This is a genomic window from Pseudomonas triticicola, from assembly GCF_019145375.1.
Lineage (GTDB): Bacteria > Pseudomonadota > Gammaproteobacteria > Pseudomonadales > Pseudomonadaceae > Aquipseudomonas > Aquipseudomonas triticicola.
In genome coordinates this window covers 1,876,687-1,897,886 of record NZ_JAHSTX010000001.1, presented here as the reverse complement: position 1 = coordinate 1,897,886, position 21,200 = coordinate 1,876,687, and the positions used below count along the sequence as shown (strand labels likewise).

General features: G+C 61.4%; 14 protein-coding genes and 2 riboswitches. Of the genes, 7 read left to right on the top strand and 7 right to left on the bottom strand.

What is annotated here, in order from left to right:
- Window positions 1-28: 28 nt before the first annotated feature.
- Complete coding sequence (gene metH / locus KVG85_RS08485; protein WP_217863556.1) at window positions 29-3,739, bottom strand: methionine synthase; 3,711 nt, start codon at window positions 3,737-3,739, stop codon at window positions 29-31.
- Between the two features lie 155 nt (window positions 3,740-3,894).
- On the opposite strand from metH, the gene KVG85_RS08480 reads away from it, so the two are divergent.
- Together KVG85_RS08480 and nfuA are read left to right on the top strand one after the other, a co-directional pair.
- Window positions 3,895-6,189, top strand: coding sequence for a fatty acid cis/trans isomerase (locus tag KVG85_RS08480; RefSeq protein WP_217863555.1), 2,295 nt, complete (start codon window positions 3,895-3,897; stop codon window positions 6,187-6,189).
- A gap of 103 nt (window positions 6,190-6,292) precedes the next feature.
- The gene (gene nfuA, locus KVG85_RS08475; RefSeq protein ID WP_003225494.1) at window positions 6,293-6,877 is read left to right on the top strand and encodes a Fe-S biogenesis protein NfuA; all 585 of its coding nucleotides are present in this window, start codon (window positions 6,293-6,295) and stop codon (window positions 6,875-6,877) included.
- A gap of 141 nt (window positions 6,878-7,018) precedes the next feature.
- Here nfuA and cobM read toward each other — a convergent pair whose 3' ends face one another.
- From cobM to KVG85_RS08455, 4 genes are all read right to left on the bottom strand, one after another.
- Window positions 7,019-7,765 carry a precorrin-4 C(11)-methyltransferase gene (cobM, locus tag KVG85_RS08470; protein WP_217863554.1) on the bottom strand — a complete coding sequence of 249 codons (747 nt, stop codon included), beginning with the start codon at window positions 7,763-7,765 and terminating at the stop codon, window positions 7,019-7,021.
- A 78-nt stretch (window positions 7,766-7,843) separates the two neighbouring features.
- Entirely contained in the window at window positions 7,844-8,257 is a 414-nt protein-coding gene (locus tag KVG85_RS08465; RefSeq protein ID WP_122507089.1) for a cobalamin biosynthesis protein, read from the bottom strand.
- Window positions 8,254-8,955: a CbtA family protein gene (locus KVG85_RS08460; RefSeq protein WP_056785224.1), complete on the bottom strand. Its 702-nt coding sequence runs from the start codon at window positions 8,953-8,955 to the stop codon at window positions 8,254-8,256. The genes KVG85_RS08465 and KVG85_RS08460 overlap by 4 nt, the downstream gene beginning before the upstream one ends.
- An 11-nt stretch (window positions 8,956-8,966) precedes the next feature.
- Window positions 8,967-9,164, bottom strand: a complete 198-nt coding sequence (locus tag KVG85_RS08455; protein WP_016774486.1) for a CbtB domain-containing protein — start codon at window positions 9,162-9,164, stop codon at window positions 8,967-8,969.
- Window positions 9,165-9,287: 123 nt separating this feature from the next.
- A riboswitch (cobalamin riboswitch) is annotated at window positions 9,288-9,506 on the bottom strand.
- Between the two features lie 859 nt (window positions 9,507-10,365).
- A riboswitch (cobalamin riboswitch) is annotated at window positions 10,366-10,577 on the top strand.
- A gap of 99 nt (window positions 10,578-10,676) precedes the next feature.
- Here KVG85_RS08455 and cobW point away from each other — a divergent pair.
- From cobW to KVG85_RS08430, 5 genes are all read left to right on the top strand, one after another.
- Window positions 10,677-11,741, top strand: coding sequence for a cobalamin biosynthesis protein CobW (gene cobW / locus KVG85_RS08450; protein ID WP_024012737.1), 1,065 nt, complete (start codon window positions 10,677-10,679; stop codon window positions 11,739-11,741).
- A 3-nt stretch (window positions 11,742-11,744) separates the two neighbouring features.
- On the top strand, window positions 11,745-15,593 hold the full coding sequence (gene cobN, locus KVG85_RS08445) for a cobaltochelatase subunit CobN (RefSeq protein WP_217863553.1): 3,849 nt from the start codon (window positions 11,745-11,747) through the stop codon (window positions 15,591-15,593).
- A 224-nt stretch (window positions 15,594-15,817) separates the two neighbouring features.
- Window positions 15,818-16,828 carry a magnesium chelatase ATPase subunit I gene (locus KVG85_RS08440; protein WP_122507092.1) on the top strand — a complete coding sequence of 337 codons (1,011 nt, stop codon included), beginning with the start codon at window positions 15,818-15,820 and terminating at the stop codon, window positions 16,826-16,828.
- Window positions 16,801-17,493, top strand: a complete 693-nt coding sequence (locus KVG85_RS08435) for a vWA domain-containing protein (protein WP_225926775.1) — start codon at window positions 16,801-16,803, stop codon at window positions 17,491-17,493. Before KVG85_RS08440 ends, KVG85_RS08435 begins: the two co-directional genes overlap by 28 nt.
- Before the next feature lie 357 nt (window positions 17,494-17,850).
- Window positions 17,851-19,410, top strand: a complete 1,560-nt coding sequence (locus tag KVG85_RS08430; RefSeq protein WP_122507093.1) for a TerC family protein — start codon at window positions 17,851-17,853, stop codon at window positions 19,408-19,410.
- A 35-nt stretch (window positions 19,411-19,445) separates the two neighbouring features.
- Here the strand turns inward: KVG85_RS08430 and KVG85_RS08425 are convergent, their stop codons facing one another.
- Window positions 19,446-20,522, bottom strand: a complete 1,077-nt coding sequence (locus tag KVG85_RS08425; protein ID WP_217863551.1) for a GGDEF domain-containing protein — start codon at window positions 20,520-20,522, stop codon at window positions 19,446-19,448.
- Window positions 20,523-20,636: 114 nt separating this feature from the next.
- Window positions 20,637-21,068, bottom strand: coding sequence for a thioredoxin family protein (locus KVG85_RS08420; protein WP_217863550.1), 432 nt, complete (start codon window positions 21,066-21,068; stop codon window positions 20,637-20,639).
- Window positions 21,069-21,200 lie beyond the last annotated feature (132 nt).

Below are 21,200 nucleotides of genomic sequence, written 5' to 3'. Positions count from 1 at the left end.
CAGGGCGCTCCCAGGTCTGAGGTCCAACTCAGCTGTCATAACCCAGATTCGGCGCCAGCCAGCGCTCGGTTACGCTCAGATCCTGGCCTTTGCGCGCGGTGTAGCTCTGCACCTGATCCTTGTCGATCTTGCCCACGGCAAAGTATTGCGCCTGCGGATGGGCGAAGTACCAGCCACTGACCGCAGCGGCGGGGAACATCGCGTAGTGCTCGGTGAGGAACACGCCGCTGCGCCCGGCGCGCATTTCGGCTGCTTGAGGATCGAGCAGGGTGAACAGCGCAGCCTTCTCGGTGTGATCCGGGCAGGCTGGATAGCCGGGCGCCGGGCGGATGCCGCGATATTGCTCTTTGATCAGCGCTTCGTTGTCGAGCGTTTCATCCTTGGCATAACCCCAGTGCTCTTTGCGCACTTGCTGGTGCAGCCATTCGGCGCAGGCTTCGGCCAGGCGGTCGGCGAGGGCCTTGACCATGATCGAGTTGTAATCGTCGCCCGCGTCCTGATAGGCCTTGGCCACTTCTTCGGCGCCGATGCCAGCGGTGGTGATGAAACCACCGACGTAATCGGTCACTTCGCTGTCTTTCGGCGCAACGAAGTCGGCGAGGCAGAAGTTCGGTTTGCCGTCGGTCTTGATGATCTGCTGACGCAGGTGATGCAGCTTGGCCAACGGCTTGCCATTATCGTCGTACAGCTCGATGTCGTCTTCGTTGACCTGATTGGCCGGCCAGAAACCGAACACCGCACGGGCGCTGATCAGTTTTTCGTCGATCAGCTTGGCGAGCATTTCCTGCGCGTCCTTGTACAGCGCAGTGGCGGCTTCACCGACCACTTCGTCTTCGAGGATGCGCGGGAACTTGCCGGCCAGGTCCCAGGAAATGAAGAACGGTGTCCAGTCGATGTATTCGGCCAGCACTTTCAGATCGATATTGTCGAGCACCTTGCTGCCGGTGAAGGTCGGTTTCACTGGCTGATAATTGGCCCAGTCGAATTGCGGCTTCTTCGCGATCGCGGCGGCGTAGCTCAGACGTTCGGTGCGGGCGCTGCGGTTGGAAGTGCGCTCGCGCACGTCGATGTATTCAAGGCGGGTCTTCTCGACGAAGCCGGCTTTCAATTCCTTGGACAACAACTGTGTCGCCACACCCACGGCGCGCGAGGCGTCGGTCACGTAGACCACTGCGTCGTTGCTGTACTTGGGCTCGATCTTCACCGCCGTATGCGCTTTGGAGGTGGTTGCGCCACCGATCATCAGCGGTAGATGGAAATCCTGACGCTGCATTTCACGGGCAACGTGAACCATCTCGTCCAGCGACGGGGTGATCAGGCCGGAAAGGCCGATGATGTCGCACTTTTCTTCTTTGGCGACCTGGAGGATTTTCTCCGCCGGGACCATCACCCCGAGATCGACGATGTCATAGCCGTTGCAGCCGAGCACGACGCCGACGATGTTCTTGCCGATGTCGTGCACATCGCCTTTCACCGTAGCCATGAGGATCTTGCCCTTGGCTTCCGGCTTGTCGCCTTTCTCCAGTTCGATGAACGGAATCAAGTGCGCTACGGCCTGCTTCATCACGCGGGCGGATTTCACCACCTGCGGGAGGAACATTTTGCCGGCGCCGAACAGGTCGCCGACGATGTTCATGCCGGACATCAACGGGCCTTCGATCACTTCGATCGGGCGCGCGAACGACTGTCGGGATTCTTCGGTGTCTTCAACGATGTGCGTGGTGATGCCCTTGACCAGTGCGTGTTCCAGACGTTTGTTGACGTCCCAGTTACGCCACTCTTCGGTCTCGGCTTCCTTGACGCTGCCGTCGCCCTTGTACTTGTCGGCGATGGCGAGGAGGGCGTCGGTGCCGTCCGGGGTGCGGTTGAGGATCACGTCTTCGACCGCGTCGCGCAGCTCGACCGGGATCTGATCGTAGATTTCCAGCTGGCCGGCGTTGACGATGCCCATGGTCAGCCCGGCGCGGATCGCGTAGAGCAGGAACACCGAGTGAATCGCCTCACGCACCGGGTTGTTGCCACGGAACGAGAACGACACGTTGGACACACCGCCGGAGCTCAGCGCATACGGCAGCTCATCGCGGATGTAGGCGCAGGCATTGATGAAGTCGACGGCGTAGTTGTTGTGCTCTTCGATGCCGGTGGCGACGGCGAAGATGTTCGGGTCGAAGATGATGTCTTCCGGCGGGAAGCCGACTTCGTTGACCAGAATGTCGTAGGAGCGTTTGCAGATCTCTTTCTTGCGCGCTTCGGTGTCGGCCTGGCCGGCTTCGTCGAAGGCCATCACTACCACCGCAGCACCGTAGCGCTTGCACAGCTTGGCGTGATGGATGAACTGCTCGACGCCTTCTTTCATGCTGATCGAGTTGACGATGCCCTTGCCCTGAATGCACTTGAGGCCGGCTTCGATGACTTCCCATTTCGACGAGTCGATCATGATCGGCACGCGCGAGATATCCGGTTCGCCGGCGATCAGATTGAGGAAGGTGACCATGGCCTTCTTCGAATCGAGCATGCCCTCGTCCATGTTGATGTCGATGATCTGCGCGCCGGCCTCGACCTGCTGCAGCGCGACTTCGAGGGCTTCGGTGTAGTTGTCTTCACGGATCAGGCGGGCGAATTTTGCCGAACCGGTGATGTTGGTGCGCTCGCCGACGTTGACGAACAGCGAGCTGCGATCGATGGTGAACGGCTCCAGACCGGAGAGGCGGCAGGCCTTGGGAATGTCCGGAATCTGCCGCGGCGCGTAACCGGCCACGGCTTTGGCGATGGCTTCGATGTGGCCCGGCGTGGTGCCGCAGCAACCGCCGACGATGTTGAGGAAACCGCTCTGGGCGAACTCTTCGATGACTTTCGCGGTTTGCGACGGCAGTTCGTCGTACTCGCCGAATTCGTTCGGCAGGCCGGCGTTTGGGTGCGCGGATACGTGGGTGCTGGCCTTGTTCGACAGCTCTTCCAGGTACGGGCGCAGTTCGCTGGCGCCGAGGGCGCAGTTCAAACCCACGGAGATCGGCTTGGCGTGGGCCACGGAGTTCCAGAACGCCTCGGTGGTCTGGCCCGACAGGGTCCGGCCGGAGGCATCGGTGATGGTCCCGGAAATCATGATCGGTAGTTCGATGTGCAGCTCCTCGAACACGCCCTGCACGGCGAAGATCGCCGCTTTGGCGTTGAGGGTGTCGAAGATGGTTTCGATCAGGATCAGATCGGCGCCGCCCTCGATCAGACCTTTGGTGGCTTCGGTGTAGTTTTCCACCAGCTCATCGAAGGTGACGTTGCGGTAGCCGGGGTTGTTGACGTCGGGCGACAGCGAGCAGGTGCGGCTGGTCGGGCCGAGCACGCCGGCAACGAAGCGCGGCTTGGCCGGGTTTTCGGCGGTCTTGGCGTCGGCAATCTTGCGCGCCAGACGTGCGCCTTCTACGTTTAACTCGTACGCCAGCTCTTCCATGCCGTAATCGGCCATGGAAATGCGCGTGGCGTTGAAAGTGTTGGTTTCGAGAATGTCGGCGCCGGCGTCCAGGTAGGCTTTTTCGATGCCGCCGATCACGTCCGGACGGGTGATCACCAGCAGGTCGTTGTTGCCCTTGACGTCGCTCGGCCAGTCCGCGAAGCGTTTGCCGCGATAATCCTGCTCTTCGAGCTTGTAGCTCTGGATCATCGTGCCCATCCCGCCGTCGAGAATCAGGATGCGCTCTTTGAGGGCTTGCTTGAGAGCTTGAAGGCGGACGCTGCGATCGGACATGTGGACTACTCGGAAAGGCCATTACGAAGGAGCGCGATCATAGCAAACCTGTGCGCTTTTGGAGCATGTGCAGCTTTTGCATGAATATCGCTCATGTTGGTACGAGCGTCAAAACGGTAGAATCGCAGCCTTTTTTTACCATCGAGATCAGCAGCATGCCGCACCGCTTCATCAGTTTATGGTTGCTGGTCCTGAGCGGGAGCGTTGCGGCGCAAGATTCCGCCATTTCTTCTTCCATCTCCTACACCCGGGATATCCAACCGATCTTCACCGAGAAGTGCGTAGCCTGCCATGCGTGCTATGACTCGGCCTGTCAGCTCAATCTCGGCAGTGGCGAAGGCGCCGCCCGTGGTGCGAGCAAGATGCCGGTGTACGACGGCGAACGCACCCAGGCGGCACCGACCACGCGCTTGTTTTACGACGCGTTCGGCAAGCGCGCCTGGCAGCAGAAAGACTTCTATTCGGTGCTCGATGCCCAGGGCAGTCAGGCCGCGCTGATGGCACGCATGCTTGAACTCGGCCACAAGACGCCGCTGACGCCGAACGCCAAACTGCCGGAAGACATTGTTCTAGGGCTCAATCGCAACAATCTATGCGCAATGCCTGCGGAGTTCGACGGATATGCCGGCGCGCACCCGAAAGAGGGCATGCCGCTGGCGGTCACTGGCCTGACCGACCAGCAATACCAGACTCTGCAGCGCTGGCTGGCGTCTGGCGCGCCGATTGACGAGCAGAGCCTGGCGCCGAGTGCCAAAGAGGCCATGCAGATCCTGCAGTGGGAAAACCTGCTCAACGCCCCCGGTGCGCGGCAGAGTCTGGTCGGGCGCTGGTTGTTCGAGCACTGGTATCTGGCGCACATCTATTTCAAGGATGGTGAGCCGGGGCATTATTTCCAGTGGGTACGTTCGCGGACGCCGAGCGGCCAGCCGATCGACCTGATCGCCACGCGCCGCCCCAACGACGACCCGGGCACGCAGGTGTATTACCGCTTGTGGCCGGTGCAGGGGGTGATCGTGCACAAGACGCACATCACTTATCCGCTGAGCGCAGCCAAAATGGCGCGGATCAAGAGCCTGTTCTACAACGGCAACTGGCAGGTCAATGCGCTGCCGGGGTACGGCCCGCAAAGCCGTGCCAATCCGTTTGCCACTTTCGAAGCGATTCCGGCGCAGGCGCGCTATCAGTTCATGCTCGATAACGCTGAATACTTCGTCCGCACCTTCATTCGCGGGCCGGTGTGCCGTGGGCAGATCGCGACCGACGTGATCCGCGACAACTTCTGGGCGCTGTTCCAGGCGCCGGAACATGATCTCTACATCACCGACCCGAACTACCGTGGCCAGGCTACGCCGCTGCTGGCGATGCCGGGGCAGAACGACGATGTCGGCAGCGTGCTGAGCCTGTGGCGCAACTACCGCGACAAGCGCAACGAATACGAGGCACTGCGCCGCGACAGCTATGCCGATCTGCCGGCGCCGAGCTGGTCGACGCTGTGGGCCGGCAACGACAACGCCTTGCTGAGCATTTTCCGCCATTTCGACAGTGCTTCGGTGACCAAGGGGCTGATCGGTGAGGTGCCGCAAACCATGTGGCTGTTCGATTATCCGCTGCTGGAGCGCACCTATTACCAGCTCGCGGTCAATTTCGACGTGTTCGGCAACGTCTCCCATCAGGCGCAGACCCGTCTGTATTTCGACCTGATCCGTAACGGCGCCGAGCAGAACTTCCTGCGCCTGATGCCCGCTGACTCGCGCGAGGATTACCTCAACGATTGGTACCAGGACGGCGGCCAGTTCAAGATGTGGCTCGATTACGAGGCCATCGATGACGACAAACCGACCGCGCTCAAACTCGACGAAAAAGACCCGAAACACGATTTCGCCATGCAGTTGCTGGCGCGCTACGGTGATCTGAACGCGCGGCCGGACCCGATCAATCGCTGCGACGGCGCTTATTGCTCGCGACCGAATATCGATCCGGCGTTGCAGAACGCCGAGCAGGCCCTGAGCCGTCTGGCCTCGCGACCGGCCGCAGGGTTGAAAGTCATCGACCAGTTGCCCGAAGCGACCTTGCTGCGCGTCGAAACCGCCAGCGGCAAGCGCGAGGTCTACAGCGTGCTGCGCAACCGCGCCCACAGCAACGTGGCGTTTTTGCTCGGTGAGTCGCTGCGCTATCAACCGGGCCTCGACACATTGACGATCTATCCGGGCGTACTCACCAGTTACCCGAACTTCATCTTCAACGTACCGGCCGAGCAGGTGCCGGCGTTCGTCGATGCGATGGAGAATGCCAAGGATGCCAATCGGTTCGACAAGATCGTCGAACGCTGGGGCATTCGTCGCAGTCATCCGCAGTTCTGGCTGTATTTCCACGATCTGAGCCAGTACATCCATGAAACCGATCCGGTGGAAGAGGGTGTGCTGGATATGAACCGGTACGAGAACCTTTGAGCATTCGCAGGCATATGCCGGGTTTCTTTCCCGACAAAAATACTAGGACTTTGTCAGCCGCGCCGATTGGCGTAAACTGCGCCCAAGCCTGCGAGGAGTTTTTATGACCGCTATTACCATTACCGACGCCGCCCATGATTACCTGGCTGATCTGCTCTCCAAGCAGAACACCCCGGGCATCGGCATCCGTGTCTTCATTACCCAGCCTGGTACCCAGTACGCCGAAACCTGCATTGCCTACTGCAAGCCGGGCGAAGAGAAACCTGAAGATACCGCGCTGGGGCTGAAAAGCTTCACCGCTTACATCGATTCCTTCAGCGAAGCGTTTCTTGACGACGCCGTTGTCGACTATGCCACCGACCGTATGGGCGGCCAGCTGACCATCAAGGCGCCAAATGCCAAAGTGCCGATGGTCAATGCCGACAGCCCGGTCAACGAGCGCATCAACTACTACCTGCAAACCGAAATCAACCCGGGGCTGGCCAGCCACGGCGGTCAGGTCAGCCTGATCGATGTGGTCGAGGACGGCATCGCTGTTTTGCAGTTTGGTGGCGGTTGCCAGGGCTGCGGCCAGGCTGACGTGACCTTGAAGGAAGGCATCGAGCGCACTCTGCTCGAGCGCATCCCGGAGCTCAAAGGCGTTCGCGACGTGACCGACCACACGCAGAAAGAAAACGCCTACTACTAAGGCGTTCGCTGCGAACATGAAAAACGGCGCCCCGTGAGCGCCGTTTTTTTATGGGCCACTTTCACCGCCCATTCGCGAGCAGGCTCGCTCCCACAATGAAATGCAATCACCTGTGGGAGCGACCTGCTCGCGAAAGCGTCTTCAAGGGCGATAAAGATGCGCATGCCCGGCGCGATACAACGACGACTCGCTGAACACCTCGCTGCCCAGCACCCGCCCGACCAGAATCAGCGCCGTACGCCGAAAGCCTTTGGCCTCGACCTTTGCGGCAATGTCCGCCAATGTACCTACCACCCAGTCCTGATCCGGCCATGTCGCGCGGTGAATAACGGCAATCGGGCAGTCCGCGCCGTAATGCGGCAGCAGTTCAACCAGTATCTTTTCCAGATGATTGACCCCCAGATGAATGGCCATGGTCGCGCCGTGCTGCGCCAGGCTCGCCAGTTCTTCGCCGGCGGGCATCGCGGTCTTGTCGGCGTAACGGGTCAGGATCACGCTTTGCGAAATGTCCGGCAGGGTCAACTCGGCGCCCAGCAGCGCTGCGCATGCCGCCGTCGCGGTTACGCCCGGAATGATCTCGAAAGGAATGTTCAGCTCACGCAAGTAGCGGATCTGCTCACCGATCGCGCCGTACAGACTTGGGTCTCCGGAATGCACACGGGCCACATCCTGGCCTTGGGCATGGGCAGTCCTGATCAGATCGATGATCTGTTCCAGATGCAGTTCAGCGCTGTTGACCACGGTGTCGGCCTGATGACCTTCCAGCACCGCTGCGGGTACCAGCGAACCGGCATAAATGATCACCGGGCAGCTGCGAATCAGCCGTTGGCCTTTGACGGTGATGAGTTCCGGGTCGCCGGGGCCGGCGCCGATGAAGTAGACGGTCATCGTTGAATCCTTGTGAAGAGGCGCAGGCACACTGCAGATGAAGCGTGCTCATGATCGATGGCGGGGATTATCGGGATTTTATGCAGCGCCGGCCAATGCCAGCGTGGCCTGCGCATATTTCTGCCGGTGGATCAGCAGTTTCGCCGGCGCCTGAATCAGTTGCTCGGCGAGAGCCAGCGCGGCGCTTTCCGCCACGCCGTAGCAGCCGGTGCGCTCAAAGGCGATCTGCGATTGATGGCTGAGGCGCTGCTGATAGGGCGCCAGTTCGGCACTGTTGAAATACTGCAGCGGCAGGTTCAATTGTGTGGCCAGTTCCAGCAACCCCGGTTCGTCGCGCTTGAGGTCGATACTCGCCAAAGCCTTGACCGCTCGCAGCTCGATGCGGTGCGCCTGCAACGCTTGATCGAGTAACGCACGCAACGTACTGGCCGGGCAGCCCCGCTGGCAGCCGAGGCCGACCACCAGGGTCGGCGCTGCGCGGTCATCGGTCATGCCTGATATGGGCCTGCGCTTTTGCGGCGGAACAACCATGCACTGATCAGGCCCAAGGCCAGCCAGAACGCGACGTTGGTCAGCTGCGAAGCGATTTTGAACTGGGTTTCCAGTGCCTCTGGGGCAAGCATCGAATGCACCTGCGGTTGCGGCGCGCCGATCACATGCGGCACGGCGAGAATCGCCACACCGAGAAGCTTCATCAGCCAGTGGCGGCTGAAGGCGATCAGTGCCAGGCCGACGGCGGTCGAAGCGGCAGTGCCGATCCACCAGATCTGCCGCGAAGCCAGATCGGCAGCCGCAGTGCCCGGCAATTCAGGTGGCAGGCCCAAGGTCGGCGCGAGAACGAACGTCGCGTAACCGGCCAGACCCCAGAGCAGCCCTTGCGAGGTTTTGGTTGGCGCGCGCAAGGTGTACAGGCCGGCGAGCATGAGGGCGAAACCCACCGCCACCACCAGATTGCCGCCAGTAGTCGAGACCACGCGCTGCCAGCCGTCTTCCGGCTCCCAGGCTTCGCCATCATGGCTGTGGGCGGCGGTGCCGGCGGCGTGTTCGTGAACTTGCGCGACCGGTTCGGATTTCTCGAAGGTTTCGGCCTGCAGAATCAGTGGCGAAACCCAGAAACTCTGCAGCAGGGTCAGCAGCAGGGCGGCCAGCAAGCCGGTGAAGCCTGCGGTTTGCGCGATACGCTTGATCATCTCGGCAAGCCTCAGTGGCACGGGAACGCGGCGCTGTGGCGGGTATCGTGGGCGGCGTTGTGCACCGCCTCGATGTGCGAGAAACCGGCGAACCAGACCAGGCTGGCACCGAGGATCGAGGCGAAGAGGGCGGCGGCCACGCGTTGGCCGAGTGTGGTGCTGCTGGAGATGTGGTCAGTGTGGCTGACGGTATTGCTGATGATCGACATAGCGCTTCCCTCTGAAATGTCAGCGGGTAAACAGAGCGCACGAAAATCCCTGCGAGCCGGGCACGCAGGGATTTCGAACAGCGCCCGCCCACCGCGGGTTTGTTTGTGGTCAGCGACGCTTGCGCGCGCTGGGTGTTGCGGGCCGGTCTCCGGGCTTGCGAGGGGCTGGCTTGTCGCCGACCTGCAAGCGTCACCTTCCCATGCCGGGGCACAGTGGATCTGACGCTTCGCTCGCTTACCGTTGCGGGGGCAGCACCGGACTGACATGGCTTTGAGTAAAGCACATGATTCACCGGTTTCCCGTTTCACCCTGTGAAGGGCACCCGTAACAAGGTGGGCAGGAGAACATGGGTTTGGGTTTTTAGTCAATTTCCGGGGAGTTTTCGGTGCTGCGGTGGGGGATTTTTCTGATGTTTTTGTGTGTATATCCGTTGCTGCGGGTGTTGCTGATTACGGTTTCGCCCTTACGGCGAGGCACTTTTTCCAAACGCCGAAAAGTACCCAAAAAGGCTTGCTCCTACGTTCGGCCTTCGCAGGCTCGGGTTCCTTCGCTGCGGGACTGATCCGGGCGCAGCGGCTCCGGTTTGCTTCGCTGCACCTCCTTGCGCTGTGTCTGGCTGCGCCAGACGGTCGCTGCGCTCCCACGCCCGGATCAATCCCTCCACTCAGCCTTCCGACGTCGCCGGTGGATCAAGATCAAGAGCACTCGAGCTTGCGCTCATTGTTGAGTGGTGAAAAGCGTGTGGTCTGCTTTGGATCTGTGTTGGATTCGCCCCTCATCGGAACGCCGCCCGCCCAGCCCTCTCCCGAGGGAGAGGGAGCCGATTTGCGGGCTTTTCAGAATCTGCATTCGACTCGATATCGCAAGTCGGCGTATTTCGCCTGAACACCTCGGTCAGTCCCCTCTCCCTCCGGGAGAGGGCTAGGGTGAGGGGCTTTTGCTCTGGCTCTTGATCTTTTGCCCCTTCGGCAGGCTTCGTTACGGGATCGGTCCCGTAACGAAGGTACCCCGAGCCCCAGCGAGCGGGCCGTACGCCGGGGCAAAGCCTTTTGCTTACTTTTTGCTGGGCCGGCATTCCGGTGTTTGAAAAAGTGAGTCGCTGTAAGAGCGAAACCGCCAGCGGCAGCACCCGAAGCAACGGATATGCCCCCAACCGCAAGGCTCAACACCTGCGCCCATTGACCCATCCCCACACCATGCGTAGCCTTGCGCTTTCGAGGTTCTTCGGCACTCGCCGAAGCTAAGAAGGGAACGCGGTCAAAGCCGCGGCTGCCCCCGCAACTGTGAACGGTGATGTTCGTTGCCACGCCACTGCCAGCTCAACCGATGAGCCAGCGGGAAGGCGCAATGAACGCCAGGCCCAGCGCCTGAACGCCGTCAGCCAGGAGACCTGCCTCGTCACAGATTCTCACTACAACCGGGCGGGGTGATCCGGTGGCGAATGCTTCCGGCGTGCATGCGCGCTGCCGGTTCTCGTCCCGTATGCCCGCCGCTTGCCAAAGGGCATACCGATGAAAACACTGGCCAAACTCCCCGTCACCATCGTCACCGGTTTCCTCGGTTCAGGCAAAACCACGCTGCTGCGGCACATGCTCGATAACGCTCAGGGCCGGCGCATTGCGGTGATCGTCAATGAGTTTGGCGAGCTCGGCATCGACGGTGAAATCCTCAAGCAATGCACCATCGGCTGCACCGAAGAAGAGGCCAGCGGCCGCGTATATGAGCTGGCCAACGGCTGCCTGTGCTGCACGGTGCAGGAAGAGTTCTTTCCGGTGATGCGCGAACTGGTGGCCCGTCGCGGTGACCTTGATCACATCCTTATCGAAACCTCCGGCCTGGCCCTGCCAAAACCGCTGGTGCAAGCCTTCCAGTGGCCGGAAATCCGTAGCGCCTGTACCGTTGACGCGGTGATCACCGTGGTCGACAGCCCGGCCGTCGCTGCTGGCACCTTCGCAGCGTTCCCGGATCAGGTCGATGCCCAGCGCAAACTCGATCCGAACCTTGATCACGAGTCGCCGCTGCACGAGTTGTTCGCAGATCAACTGGCCAGTGCTGACCTGGTCATCCTCAACAAAGCCGACCAGACCAGCGCGGAAGATCTGGCTCGGGTGCGCGCAGAAGTCGCCGAAGAGCTGCCGCCAGCAGTCAAAATCATCGAAGCCAGCAACGGCCGCCTGCCGCTCGACGTGCTGATCGGTCTCGGTGCCGGCTCCGAGGAGCACATCGACAGCCGCCACAGTCACCACGATCACCATCACGACGGTGATGACGACGACCACGATCACGACGCCTTCGATTCGATCTCCATCGAACTGCCGCAAGCCGACGAAAGCCTGCTGCTCGACGCGCTGACGCAATTGGTGGTGCAGCACGGCATTCTGCGCGTGAAAGGCTTCGCGGCGATTCCGAACAAGCCGATGCGCCTGTTGATCCAGGGTGTGGGCACGCGTTTCGACAAGCATTTCGACCGTCAGTGGGGCGCCGAAGAAGCGCGCGTCACGCGTCTGGTGCTGATCGGTCAGGAACTCGATGCCGCACAACTCGAAGCGCAATTGCGCGCTGCGCTCAGCGTTTAAGCCATGCACCTGCTCAGGACCCAGCCCGGCGGTTTCGTCTCGGATGACAACATTGCCGACCTTGGCCAAACCCCCGCCGAGCTGGTGATCCTGTGCAGCGGCGATTCCAGCCTGGCGCTGCTTGCCGAGGCTGCGCAGCAATTGCCCGATGACTACCCGAGCCTGCGTCTGGCCAACCCGATGCAGGTGCAGAATCATGCCTCGGTCGATCTGTATGTCGACGAAGTGCTGCGCCACGCCAAGGTCATTCTGATCTCCCTGCATGGCGGCATTGCCTATTGGCGCTACGGCGTCGAGCGGCTGGTCGAGTTGTCCGAACGCGGCGTGCAACTGATTCTGGTGCCCGGCGATGACCGCCCGGACCCCGAGCTCAGTGACTTGAGCACGGTCAGCGCCGAAGTGCGCGATAGACTCTGGCAATTTCTGCGTCAGGGCGGCATGGGCAATGCACTGGCTTTCTTCCGTTGCCTGGCCCACCAATGGTTCGCCCGCGATTACCCGTGGAGCGAGCCGCAAACCCTGCCGCGCACGGCGATTTATCACCCACAGAAAAACAGCGCTGCCCTGAGCGACTGGCAAGCCGAATGGCTGCCCGGTCAACCGGTGGCGGCGCTGTTGTTTTATCGCTCGCATTTGCAGGCGGCGAACACGGCGTTCATCAATGTGTTCTGTCAGCGTTTGCAGGCAGCCGGACTCAATCCGCTGCCGATCGCGGTGGCCAGTCTGAAAGAACCCGGTTGCCTGTCTGTGGTCGAGGACTGGCTGGATGAAGTCGAGGCGGGGGTGATTCTCAACACCACCGGTTTTGCCCAATCGAGTCCCGAGGCGCCGCATCTGCGCCCGTTTCGCCGCAACATCCCGGTGATTCAAGCGATCTGCGCTCAGGACAATGAGCCCGGCTGGCGCGACAGCGAGCAGGGCCTCGGGCCGCGTGATCTGGCGATGCACATTGCTTTGCCGGAACTCGACGGGCGCATCATCAGCCGACCGATCAGCTTCAAGGATCTGGCCTGGCGCAGCGAGCGCAGTCAGTCCGATGTGGTCTGCTACCGTGCCCAGCCCGAGCGCATGGATTTCGTCGCCGAACTGGCGCGGCGCTGGGTTGATCTGGCGCGCGTGCCGAACGGCGAAAAACGCATCGCGTTGATCCTCGCCAACTACCCGACCCGCGACGGCCGCATCGGCAACGGCGTCGGCCTCGATACGCCGGCGGCGGCGCTGAACATTCTGCGGGCATTGCGCGAAGAGGGTTATCCGATCACGGCCGAGTTGCCCGACAGCGGCACCGAACTGATCCAGCAACTGCTCGGCGGTGTCAGCAACGACCTCGATAGTCTCGACCTGCGCCCGTGCCAGCAGAGCCTGGCGATGGACGATTACCTTTCAATGTTCAATGCGTTGCCGGAAGCGAATCGCGCGGCGGTAGTCGAGCGTTGGGGGGCGCCGCAAAACGATCCGATGTGCCGCGACGGTCGCCTGATGATCGCCGGTCTGCGTTTCGGTCTGACCTTTGTCGGCATCCAGCCAGCCCGGGGTTATCAGGTCGATCCGAGCGCGGTGTATCACGACCCGGATCTGGTTCCGCCGCACGGTTATCTGGCGTTCTATTTCTGGTTGCGCAACACCTACGGCGCTCACGGTGTCATCCACGTCGGCAAGCACGGCAACCTCGAATGGCTGCCGGGCAAAGGCGTTGGCCTTTCGGAAAACTGCTGGCCCGACGCGCTGCTCGGCCCGCTGCCAAATATCTATCCGTTTATCGTCAACGATCCGGGCGAGGGCGCCCAGGCCAAACGGCGCACGCAAGCGGTGATCATCGACCACCTGATGCCGCCGCTGACCCGCGCCGAAACCTATGGGCCGCTGCGCAATCTGGAGTTGCTGGCCGACGAATATTACGAGGCGCAACTGCTCGATCCGCGCCGTGCCCGCGAGTTGCAGCGCGACATTCTGCAATTGGTGCGTGACACGCAGATTGACCGTGAACTGCAACTGGATGCTGCGCTGGACAGCGACGCCGATGCGGCGATCTGGTTGCCGCGTTTGGACACTTATCTGTGCGACCTGAAGGAATCGCAGATTCGCGATGGTTTGCACATCTTTGGCGAATCGCCGAGCGGGCGCTTGCGCATTGACACGTTGCTGGCGTTGCTGCGCATCCCGCGCGGTGACGGCAAGGGCGCGCAGTCGAGTCTGCTGCGAGCACTCGCCAAAGCGTTTGATCTCGGTTTTGATCCGCTGGATTGCGTCTTGGCCGATCCTTGGAACGGTCCGCGTCCGACCGAGTTGCAGACCATCAGCGAAGAAGTCTGGCGCACCGCCGGCGACACCCGCGAACGCCTCGAATTGTTTGCCGCAGACCTGATCTCCCAAACACTGAATGTACCCTGTGCGAGCGAGCCTGCTCGCGAAAGCGGTGTGTCAGTAAAAGACCAGTTGTTTGACCCGACGCCTTCGCGAGCAGGCTCGCTCCCACAAGGGGCGGGTTGGGCTGAGGTTAATTCGATAATTGAGCATCTGCGCGAAGTCGTCGCCCCGCGCCTCGATGCTTGCGGCCCGGCCGAAATGCGCGGTCTGCTTGACGCCCTCAGCGGTCGTTTCGTCCCCGCCGGCCCCAGCGGTGCTCCGAGCCGTGGCCGCCTCGACGTGTTGCCCACCGGGCGCAACTTTTACTCGGTCGACGTGCGCAATCTGCCCACGACTACCGCGTGGCGCATCGGATTCCAGTCGGCAACGCTGATTCTCGAACGACACTTGCAGGATCACGGCGATCACTTGCGCCAGCTCGGCCTGTCCGTGTGGGGCACCGCAACCATGCGCACCGGCGGCGACGACATCGCTCAGGCCATGGCGTTGATGGGCGTGCGTCCGGTCTGGGCCACGGGCAGTCAGCGCGTGGATGATTTCGAGATTCTGCCGCTGAGTCTGCTTGATCGCCCCAGGGTCGACGTGACGCTGCGCGTCTCGGGCTTTTTCCGTGATGCATTTGCCAATCTCATCCGCCTGTTCGACGCCGCCGTGCAAGCGGTGGCGGCGCTGGATGAGCCGGATGACTTGAACCCATTGGCCGCCAAGGTGCGCGCCGAACGCCAGGCGCTGTTGCAATCAGGCCTCGACGAGGACACGGCGCGGCGTCAGGCCGGGTGGCGCATCTTCGGCGCGAAACCGGGGGCGTATGGCGCCGGGGTGCAAGGCGCGATCGATGGGCGTCTGTGGCAGAGCCGCGAAGACCTCTCCGAGGTCTACCTGAACTGGGGCGCCTACGCTTACGGCGGCGCCGACGAGGGCACGGCTGCCCGCGAGCAGTTCAGTCAGCGTCTGAGCCAGGTGCAGGCAGTTCTGCAAAACCAGGACAACCGCGAGCATGACTTGCTTGATTCCAACGACTACTACCAGTTTCAGGGCGGCATGCTCGCTGCGGTGGAGACGCTGCGTGGCGAAGCGGCGGCCAGTTATCACGGCGATCACAGCCAGCCGGATCTGCCGAAGATTCGTACCCTGAAGGAAGAGTTGAACCGTGTGGTGCGCTCGCGCGCGGCGAATCCGAAGTGGATCGACGGGGTCAAGCGTCACGGCTACAAAGGCGCGTTCGAACTGGCGGCGACGGTTGATAATCTGTTCGCCTTCGATGCAACGACGCAGTTGATCGATGACCATCAGTACGCGTTGCTGGCGGAGGCATATTTGCTCGATCCGGCGACCCGGGATTTTGTTCGTGAGCATAATCCCCACGCGTTGCGCGACATGACCGAACGCATGCTCGAAGCGCAGCAGCGCGGGATGTGGCTGGAGCCTGGGGCTTATAAAGAAGCGCTGGAGAATTTGCTGTTGGATATCGAGGAAGATATGTAGCCGCTAAAAAGCTACCCTCACCCCAGCCCTCTTCCGGAGGGAGAGGGGGCCGATTTGTGGTGGTTTTGAGGCCTGAGTTCAAATCGATAATTCAGGTCGGCGCAACTTTCAAGAACACCCGGATCAGTTCCCTCTCCCTCTGGGAGAGGGTTAGGGTGAGGGCCACCCAACTGACACCCCACTAAAACTCAAGCACACCAAAGACCACGAAAGGGAAAACCCAAATGACCGACACCCCGCATTTCCCACTCTCCGCCGTGGTCGGCGCCGATGACTTGAAGCTCGCCCTGTGCCTGACCGCCATCGACCCGAAAATCGGCGGCGTACTCATCGAAGGTCCGCGCGGCATGGCCAAGTCGACGCTGGCCCGGGGCCTGGCGGACCTGCTCGCCAGCGGCCAGTTTGTCACGTTGCCGTTGGGCGCTACCGAAGAGCGGCTGGTCGGCACCCTCGATCTCGACGCTGCCCTGAGCGACGGTCGCGCGCAGTTTTCGCCCGGTGTTCTGGCCAAGGCTGACGGTGGCGTGCTCTATGTCGATGAGGTCAATCTGCTGCCCGATCACTTGGTCGATCTGCTGCTCGATGTCGCCGCCAGCGGTATCAACCTGATCGAGCGCGACGGCATCTCCCATCGACATTCGGCCAAATTCGTCCTGATCGGCACCATGAACCCGGAAGAGGGCGAACTGCGGCCGCAACTGCTTGACCGTTTCGGCTTGAACGTTGCCCTCAGCGGCAAGACCGCGCCCGCCGAACGCGGGCAGATCATTCGCCGGCGGCTGGATTTCGACAGCGATCCACAAGGGTTTTGCGCGCAGTGGGCGAGCGAGCAACACATCCTGCGTTCGCGCTGTGAAAGCGCCCGCGAGCGCTTGGCAGCCATCCCACTGGATGACGCGGCATTGGCGTTGATTACCGAGCGTTGCTTCGCTGCTGGCGTCGATGGCTTGCGCGCCGATCTGGTCTGGTTGCGCGCGGCCCGCGCCCATGCCGCGTGGCGTGGGGCGGATGCGATTGCTGAAGAGGACATCGACGCGGTGGCCGAATTTGCCCTGCGCCATCGCCGTCGCGAGCAGCCCTTGGCCGGCGCGGAGCCACAAGCGCAATCTCCGTCAGGCGCAGACAGCAAATCCGGTGAAGGGCAGGGCCAGTGGGGCGAGATGCCGGCAACGGCGCAAGCCACCGGTGCCCGCCGCGAAGTTCCGAGCTGGCCGCCACTGGCAAAAAAGCCCTAGGCATTCGCCCCCGGTCTGACGCGGGGGCGAATGCCAGACCCCGTGCCGGCCAACTCGACAATGGCCGCCAGGGCCAGCGGCATGCGGCCGGTAGCGGATCGGTGAACTGGCCGGGCACGCTGCTCAATGGCCGGCCTCAGCGCCGCGCCGATCTGCTGTTTCAACAGCGCACCCGCTCGCCCCATGAAATCTGGCTGGTGATCGTCGACGCGTCGGCCTCGACCCGTCGCCATCAGGCCTTGAGCGATGCCAAGGGCCTGCTCGCGCAGCTGTTCGACGATGCTTACCACCAGCGGGCGCGGCTGGCGTTGCTGACCGCCAGTGGTTCTGCGCCGAAATGGCAGGTGCAAGGCTTGAAGGCCTCAAGCGGCCTGAGCGTCTGGCTCGACGGTCTGGGCGCCGGTGGCGGCACGCCGTTGCTCGCGGCACTGGAGCAGGCGCAGCAATGGCTGACGCTGCGGCGCAAGCGCTTTCCAGCCGAACAGCAGCGTTGCCTGATCGTGACCGATGGTCGCGTGAAAGAACTGTCGGCGTTGCCGGTGCTGGCGTGTCCGGGATTGCTGATCGACATCGAGCGCGGGCCGATTCGACTGGGCCGGGCGAAGGATCTGGCGACCGCGCTGCAAGCGCAGTATCAGCATATCGATGAGCTGGATTTGCGCTGAAATCCGCCGCGCCGCTCGCACCCTGTGGGAGCGAGCCTGCTCGCGAAGGCTTCTTCAGCAACGCTGAAAGTCTCCGATCAAGGTCATTCATACAGATTTTGAAATGATTTACCGCTGTGGAGCAGGTCGGTCGACCCTGTACGCTCCAAGGCCATTTTTCATTCAGGATTTACATGAACACCCTCTCGGAGCCTCCCAGTCAGCACTCTCCAGCACGCCTTCGCGCGGTCTTGATCCTTTCGCAGCATCCCGTCTTCCGACTTCCGACTATGGTTGATAACGCGGCTCTTGAGCCTTCGCGTTGCACTTCGCCGTTTCCGGCCGCCTGAATTCACTGAAGAGAGATCGAGACGTTTTATGGAATGGTTAGCGGATCCCACAGCCTGGTTAGGCCTGTTGACTCTGATCGTGCTGGAACTGGTGCTGGGTATCGACAACCTGGTGTTCATCGCAATTCTTGCCGACAAACTGCCGCCGCATCAGCGCGATCGCGCGCGGATCATCGGCCTGTCGTTGGCGTTGATCATGCGCCTGGGCCTGTTGGCGAGCATTTCCTGGCTGGTTACGCTCACGCAGCCGTTGTTCGAGGTGTTCGACAAGAGCTTCTCCGGTCGTGATCTGATCATGCTGTTCGGTGGCGTGTTCCTGTTGTTCAAGGCGACGATGGAGCTGCATGAACGGCTCGAAGGCCATGTCGGCGAGCGCTCGACCAACACGACCTACGCATTGTTCTGGCCAATCGTGGCGCAGATTGTGGTGCTCGACGCTGTGTTCTCCCTCGACGCGGTGATTACCGCTGTGGGCATGGTCGATGAACTGGCGGTGATGATGATCGCCGTGATCATTTCCATCGGCCTGATGATCGTCGCCAGCAAGCCGCTGACCCGCTTCGTCAACGCACATCCGACCGTGATCATGCTGTGTCTGGGCTTCCTGATGATGATCGGTTTTGCCCTGACCGCAGAAGGTCTGGGCTTCCATATCCCGAAAGGTTACCTGTACGCCGCGATCGGTTTCTCGATCCTCATCGAGGTGTTCAACCAGATCGCCCGGGCTCGGCGCAAGCGTTCGATGCAGGGTGTACGCCCGATGCGTGAGCGCACGGCCCATGCGGTGATGCGTCTGCTCGGTGGCCGCAAACTGGCGGCGGAGGAGGTCGGCGAGGAAATCTCCGACCTGCTGGACAACGGTGAAGCGCCGGTGGCCGAGCTGTTCGATCGTCGTGAACGGGTGATGATCAGCGGTGTGCTGCAACTGGCGGAGCGGCCGATTCGCAACCTGATGACGGTGCGCGCCGACGTTGACCTGATCGACCTTGCCGATGATGCCGAAACCATTCGCACGAAGTTGATGCATTCGTCGTACTCGCGCTTGCCGTTGATTCGCGATGGCGCGGTGGACGAGCCGCTGGGCTTCGTACACAAGAAGGAATTGCTCAAGGAGTATCTGGCCGGCAACGAGCCGAACCTGGAGTATCTGGCACGCAAGACCGTCAATCTGCTCGACAGTTACTCAATCCTCAATGCCCTGGAGCAGATGCGCGCGGCATCGACGCACATCGCCTTCGTGGTCAATGAGTTTGGCGATTTCGTCGGCATATTGACCATGACCGACATCCTCGAATCGATCGCCGGTGAGTTGCCCGATGCCAGTGAAATCGAAGGCCCTGATGTGGTCGAAGAGCGCGGCGGGTTTCTGGTCAGCGGCGCGCTGCCCTTGGCTCGCGTTCGCCAGCGTACCGGCTTCGATGCCGAGCCGACCGAGGATTATCAGACCATGGCCGGGTTGGTCATGAGCCTCCTGGATCGGTTGCCGATGACCGGGGATCGACTGGAGTACGAGGGCTGGCAACTGACCGTCAAAGCAGTTGAAGAGCGGCGGGTGACGCGGGTGTTGCTGGAGCGCGAGGTGGCCTGAGCATTCGCGGAATGGCGCAGCGGTCGCTGCGCTTGTTACTGATGAAACGTAAAGCGGTCCTTGCCCGTATGTTTTGATGCGTACAACGCCGCATCCGCCTTGATCAGCGCCTGATTCAACGAGTCACCCTCAGCCACCCGGGTAATGCCGATGCTGATGGTGACCGGGTGCTGGGTGGGCTGTTCACGCACTGACTGGCACAGTTGCGTGGCAAGGCTTTCTACATCCTCGCGCCGAACCCCCGCCAGATAGATCGCGAACTCCTCACCGCCCATACGCGCGTAGTCAAACGCAATCATCACTGCCTTGATATCGGCGGCGACGCGAATGAGCACCTCATCACCGATGTCATGCCCGTAGGTATCGTTGACCTTCTTGAAGTTGTCGATGTCGATCATCATCAGGTAATGATCGCGCTCGCGCGGGCTTGCCAGCAGCCGTTGCCCTGCATGGGTCATGAACGAGCGTCGGTTGGGAATCTGCGTCAGCGGATCGTTGTAGGCCTGATCCAGCAGCAACCGCGACATGAGGTAGTTGTTCAGCTTGGCCTCACGGAACTTCAAAAAGGTGTACACCGTGAGTGCGCAGAGGAACACGCTGTAGCAGGCAGTCAGAACGCCGCGCAGTTCAGTGATTTCGGTAGTGGTGGCGAGAAACGGGTTGAGGATCACCCAGATCACACCTTGCACGGCGAAGAACGCCCAGCGCCGCAGCGGCAGTACTGACACGCTGTACAACATGCTCGCTGCGGCCAGCACCAGCCACAAGCTGTGCGAATCAGGCGCGAGGCCGTCGACGATCATTCGCACACCGACGGTCAATCCCAGAACCAGCAGCAAGGTGAGCACATCGAAATGACTGGCTTTGCGCGTAAAGCCGAGTACCACCGTCAACAGCGCGAAACCAGCGAGAAACGCCATCGAGCGCCACGTGAAACCCTGGCCGCCGAGAAAACTGACGATCAGATCAAACAGCAGCCACATGAACACACTGACCACGTAGATCAACAGGCTGAACGGTTTGAGCCGTTCGAACTCGCGCTGGAGAAACTCGTCCCTCAACTCGTTAGACGCGGTTTCCTTCAATGCTTGCGCTTCAATGGTTTCGAACATGCTTATCCTGCTGTCTGCGCAAATCTGGCAACCACCCGAACCGGCTGGCGGCGCGCAATGTGTTCGCTCAACAGCAAAGCAGGCAGACAACGGGTTGTCCAATCCCGGTCGGGTTCAGCGCAGAAGCCGGTGGCGCGAACGAGTGACGGTGCGCAACGACCTGAGCGTGCGCCGCAGCCAGGCCAGATCATGGTGATCTTTGCGTGGCGCTGCGGGAGCCTTTGTCCTGCCGACATGCCGGGCCATATCCCTCGCCAGGGTTTCCTCGGTACCGATACCTTTGAGCTTTTTCAGCAGCCTGCCGTTTTTATAGAACAGCACTGTTGGCGTGCCCGTGACATTCGGGTGCTTGGGCGATTGGCTGGTGTTGAGCATATAGATGTTGGCGCGCAGTCGGTAAGGCTCGGCAATCTGCCGAAAGATCGGCCCGGCCCATTCGCAGGCGGGGCAGTGATCATTGGCGAAATACAGAATGACCGGGCGCCAGGTTTTCAGGGCTTTGCGGTAAACCGGGGCCAGCGTGGAGGTTATGTTTGTGGCGTTCATCGAAGGGGCCTTTTCAACGAGCGGGTAGGCTCCTCGACGTTAAAGGAGTAGGGGCGTCGCGGTCTACTGTCAGAAATTACAGGTGGGGTGCGTAACCACGAGATTAATCCCACAAGAACGCCAGATAGACCT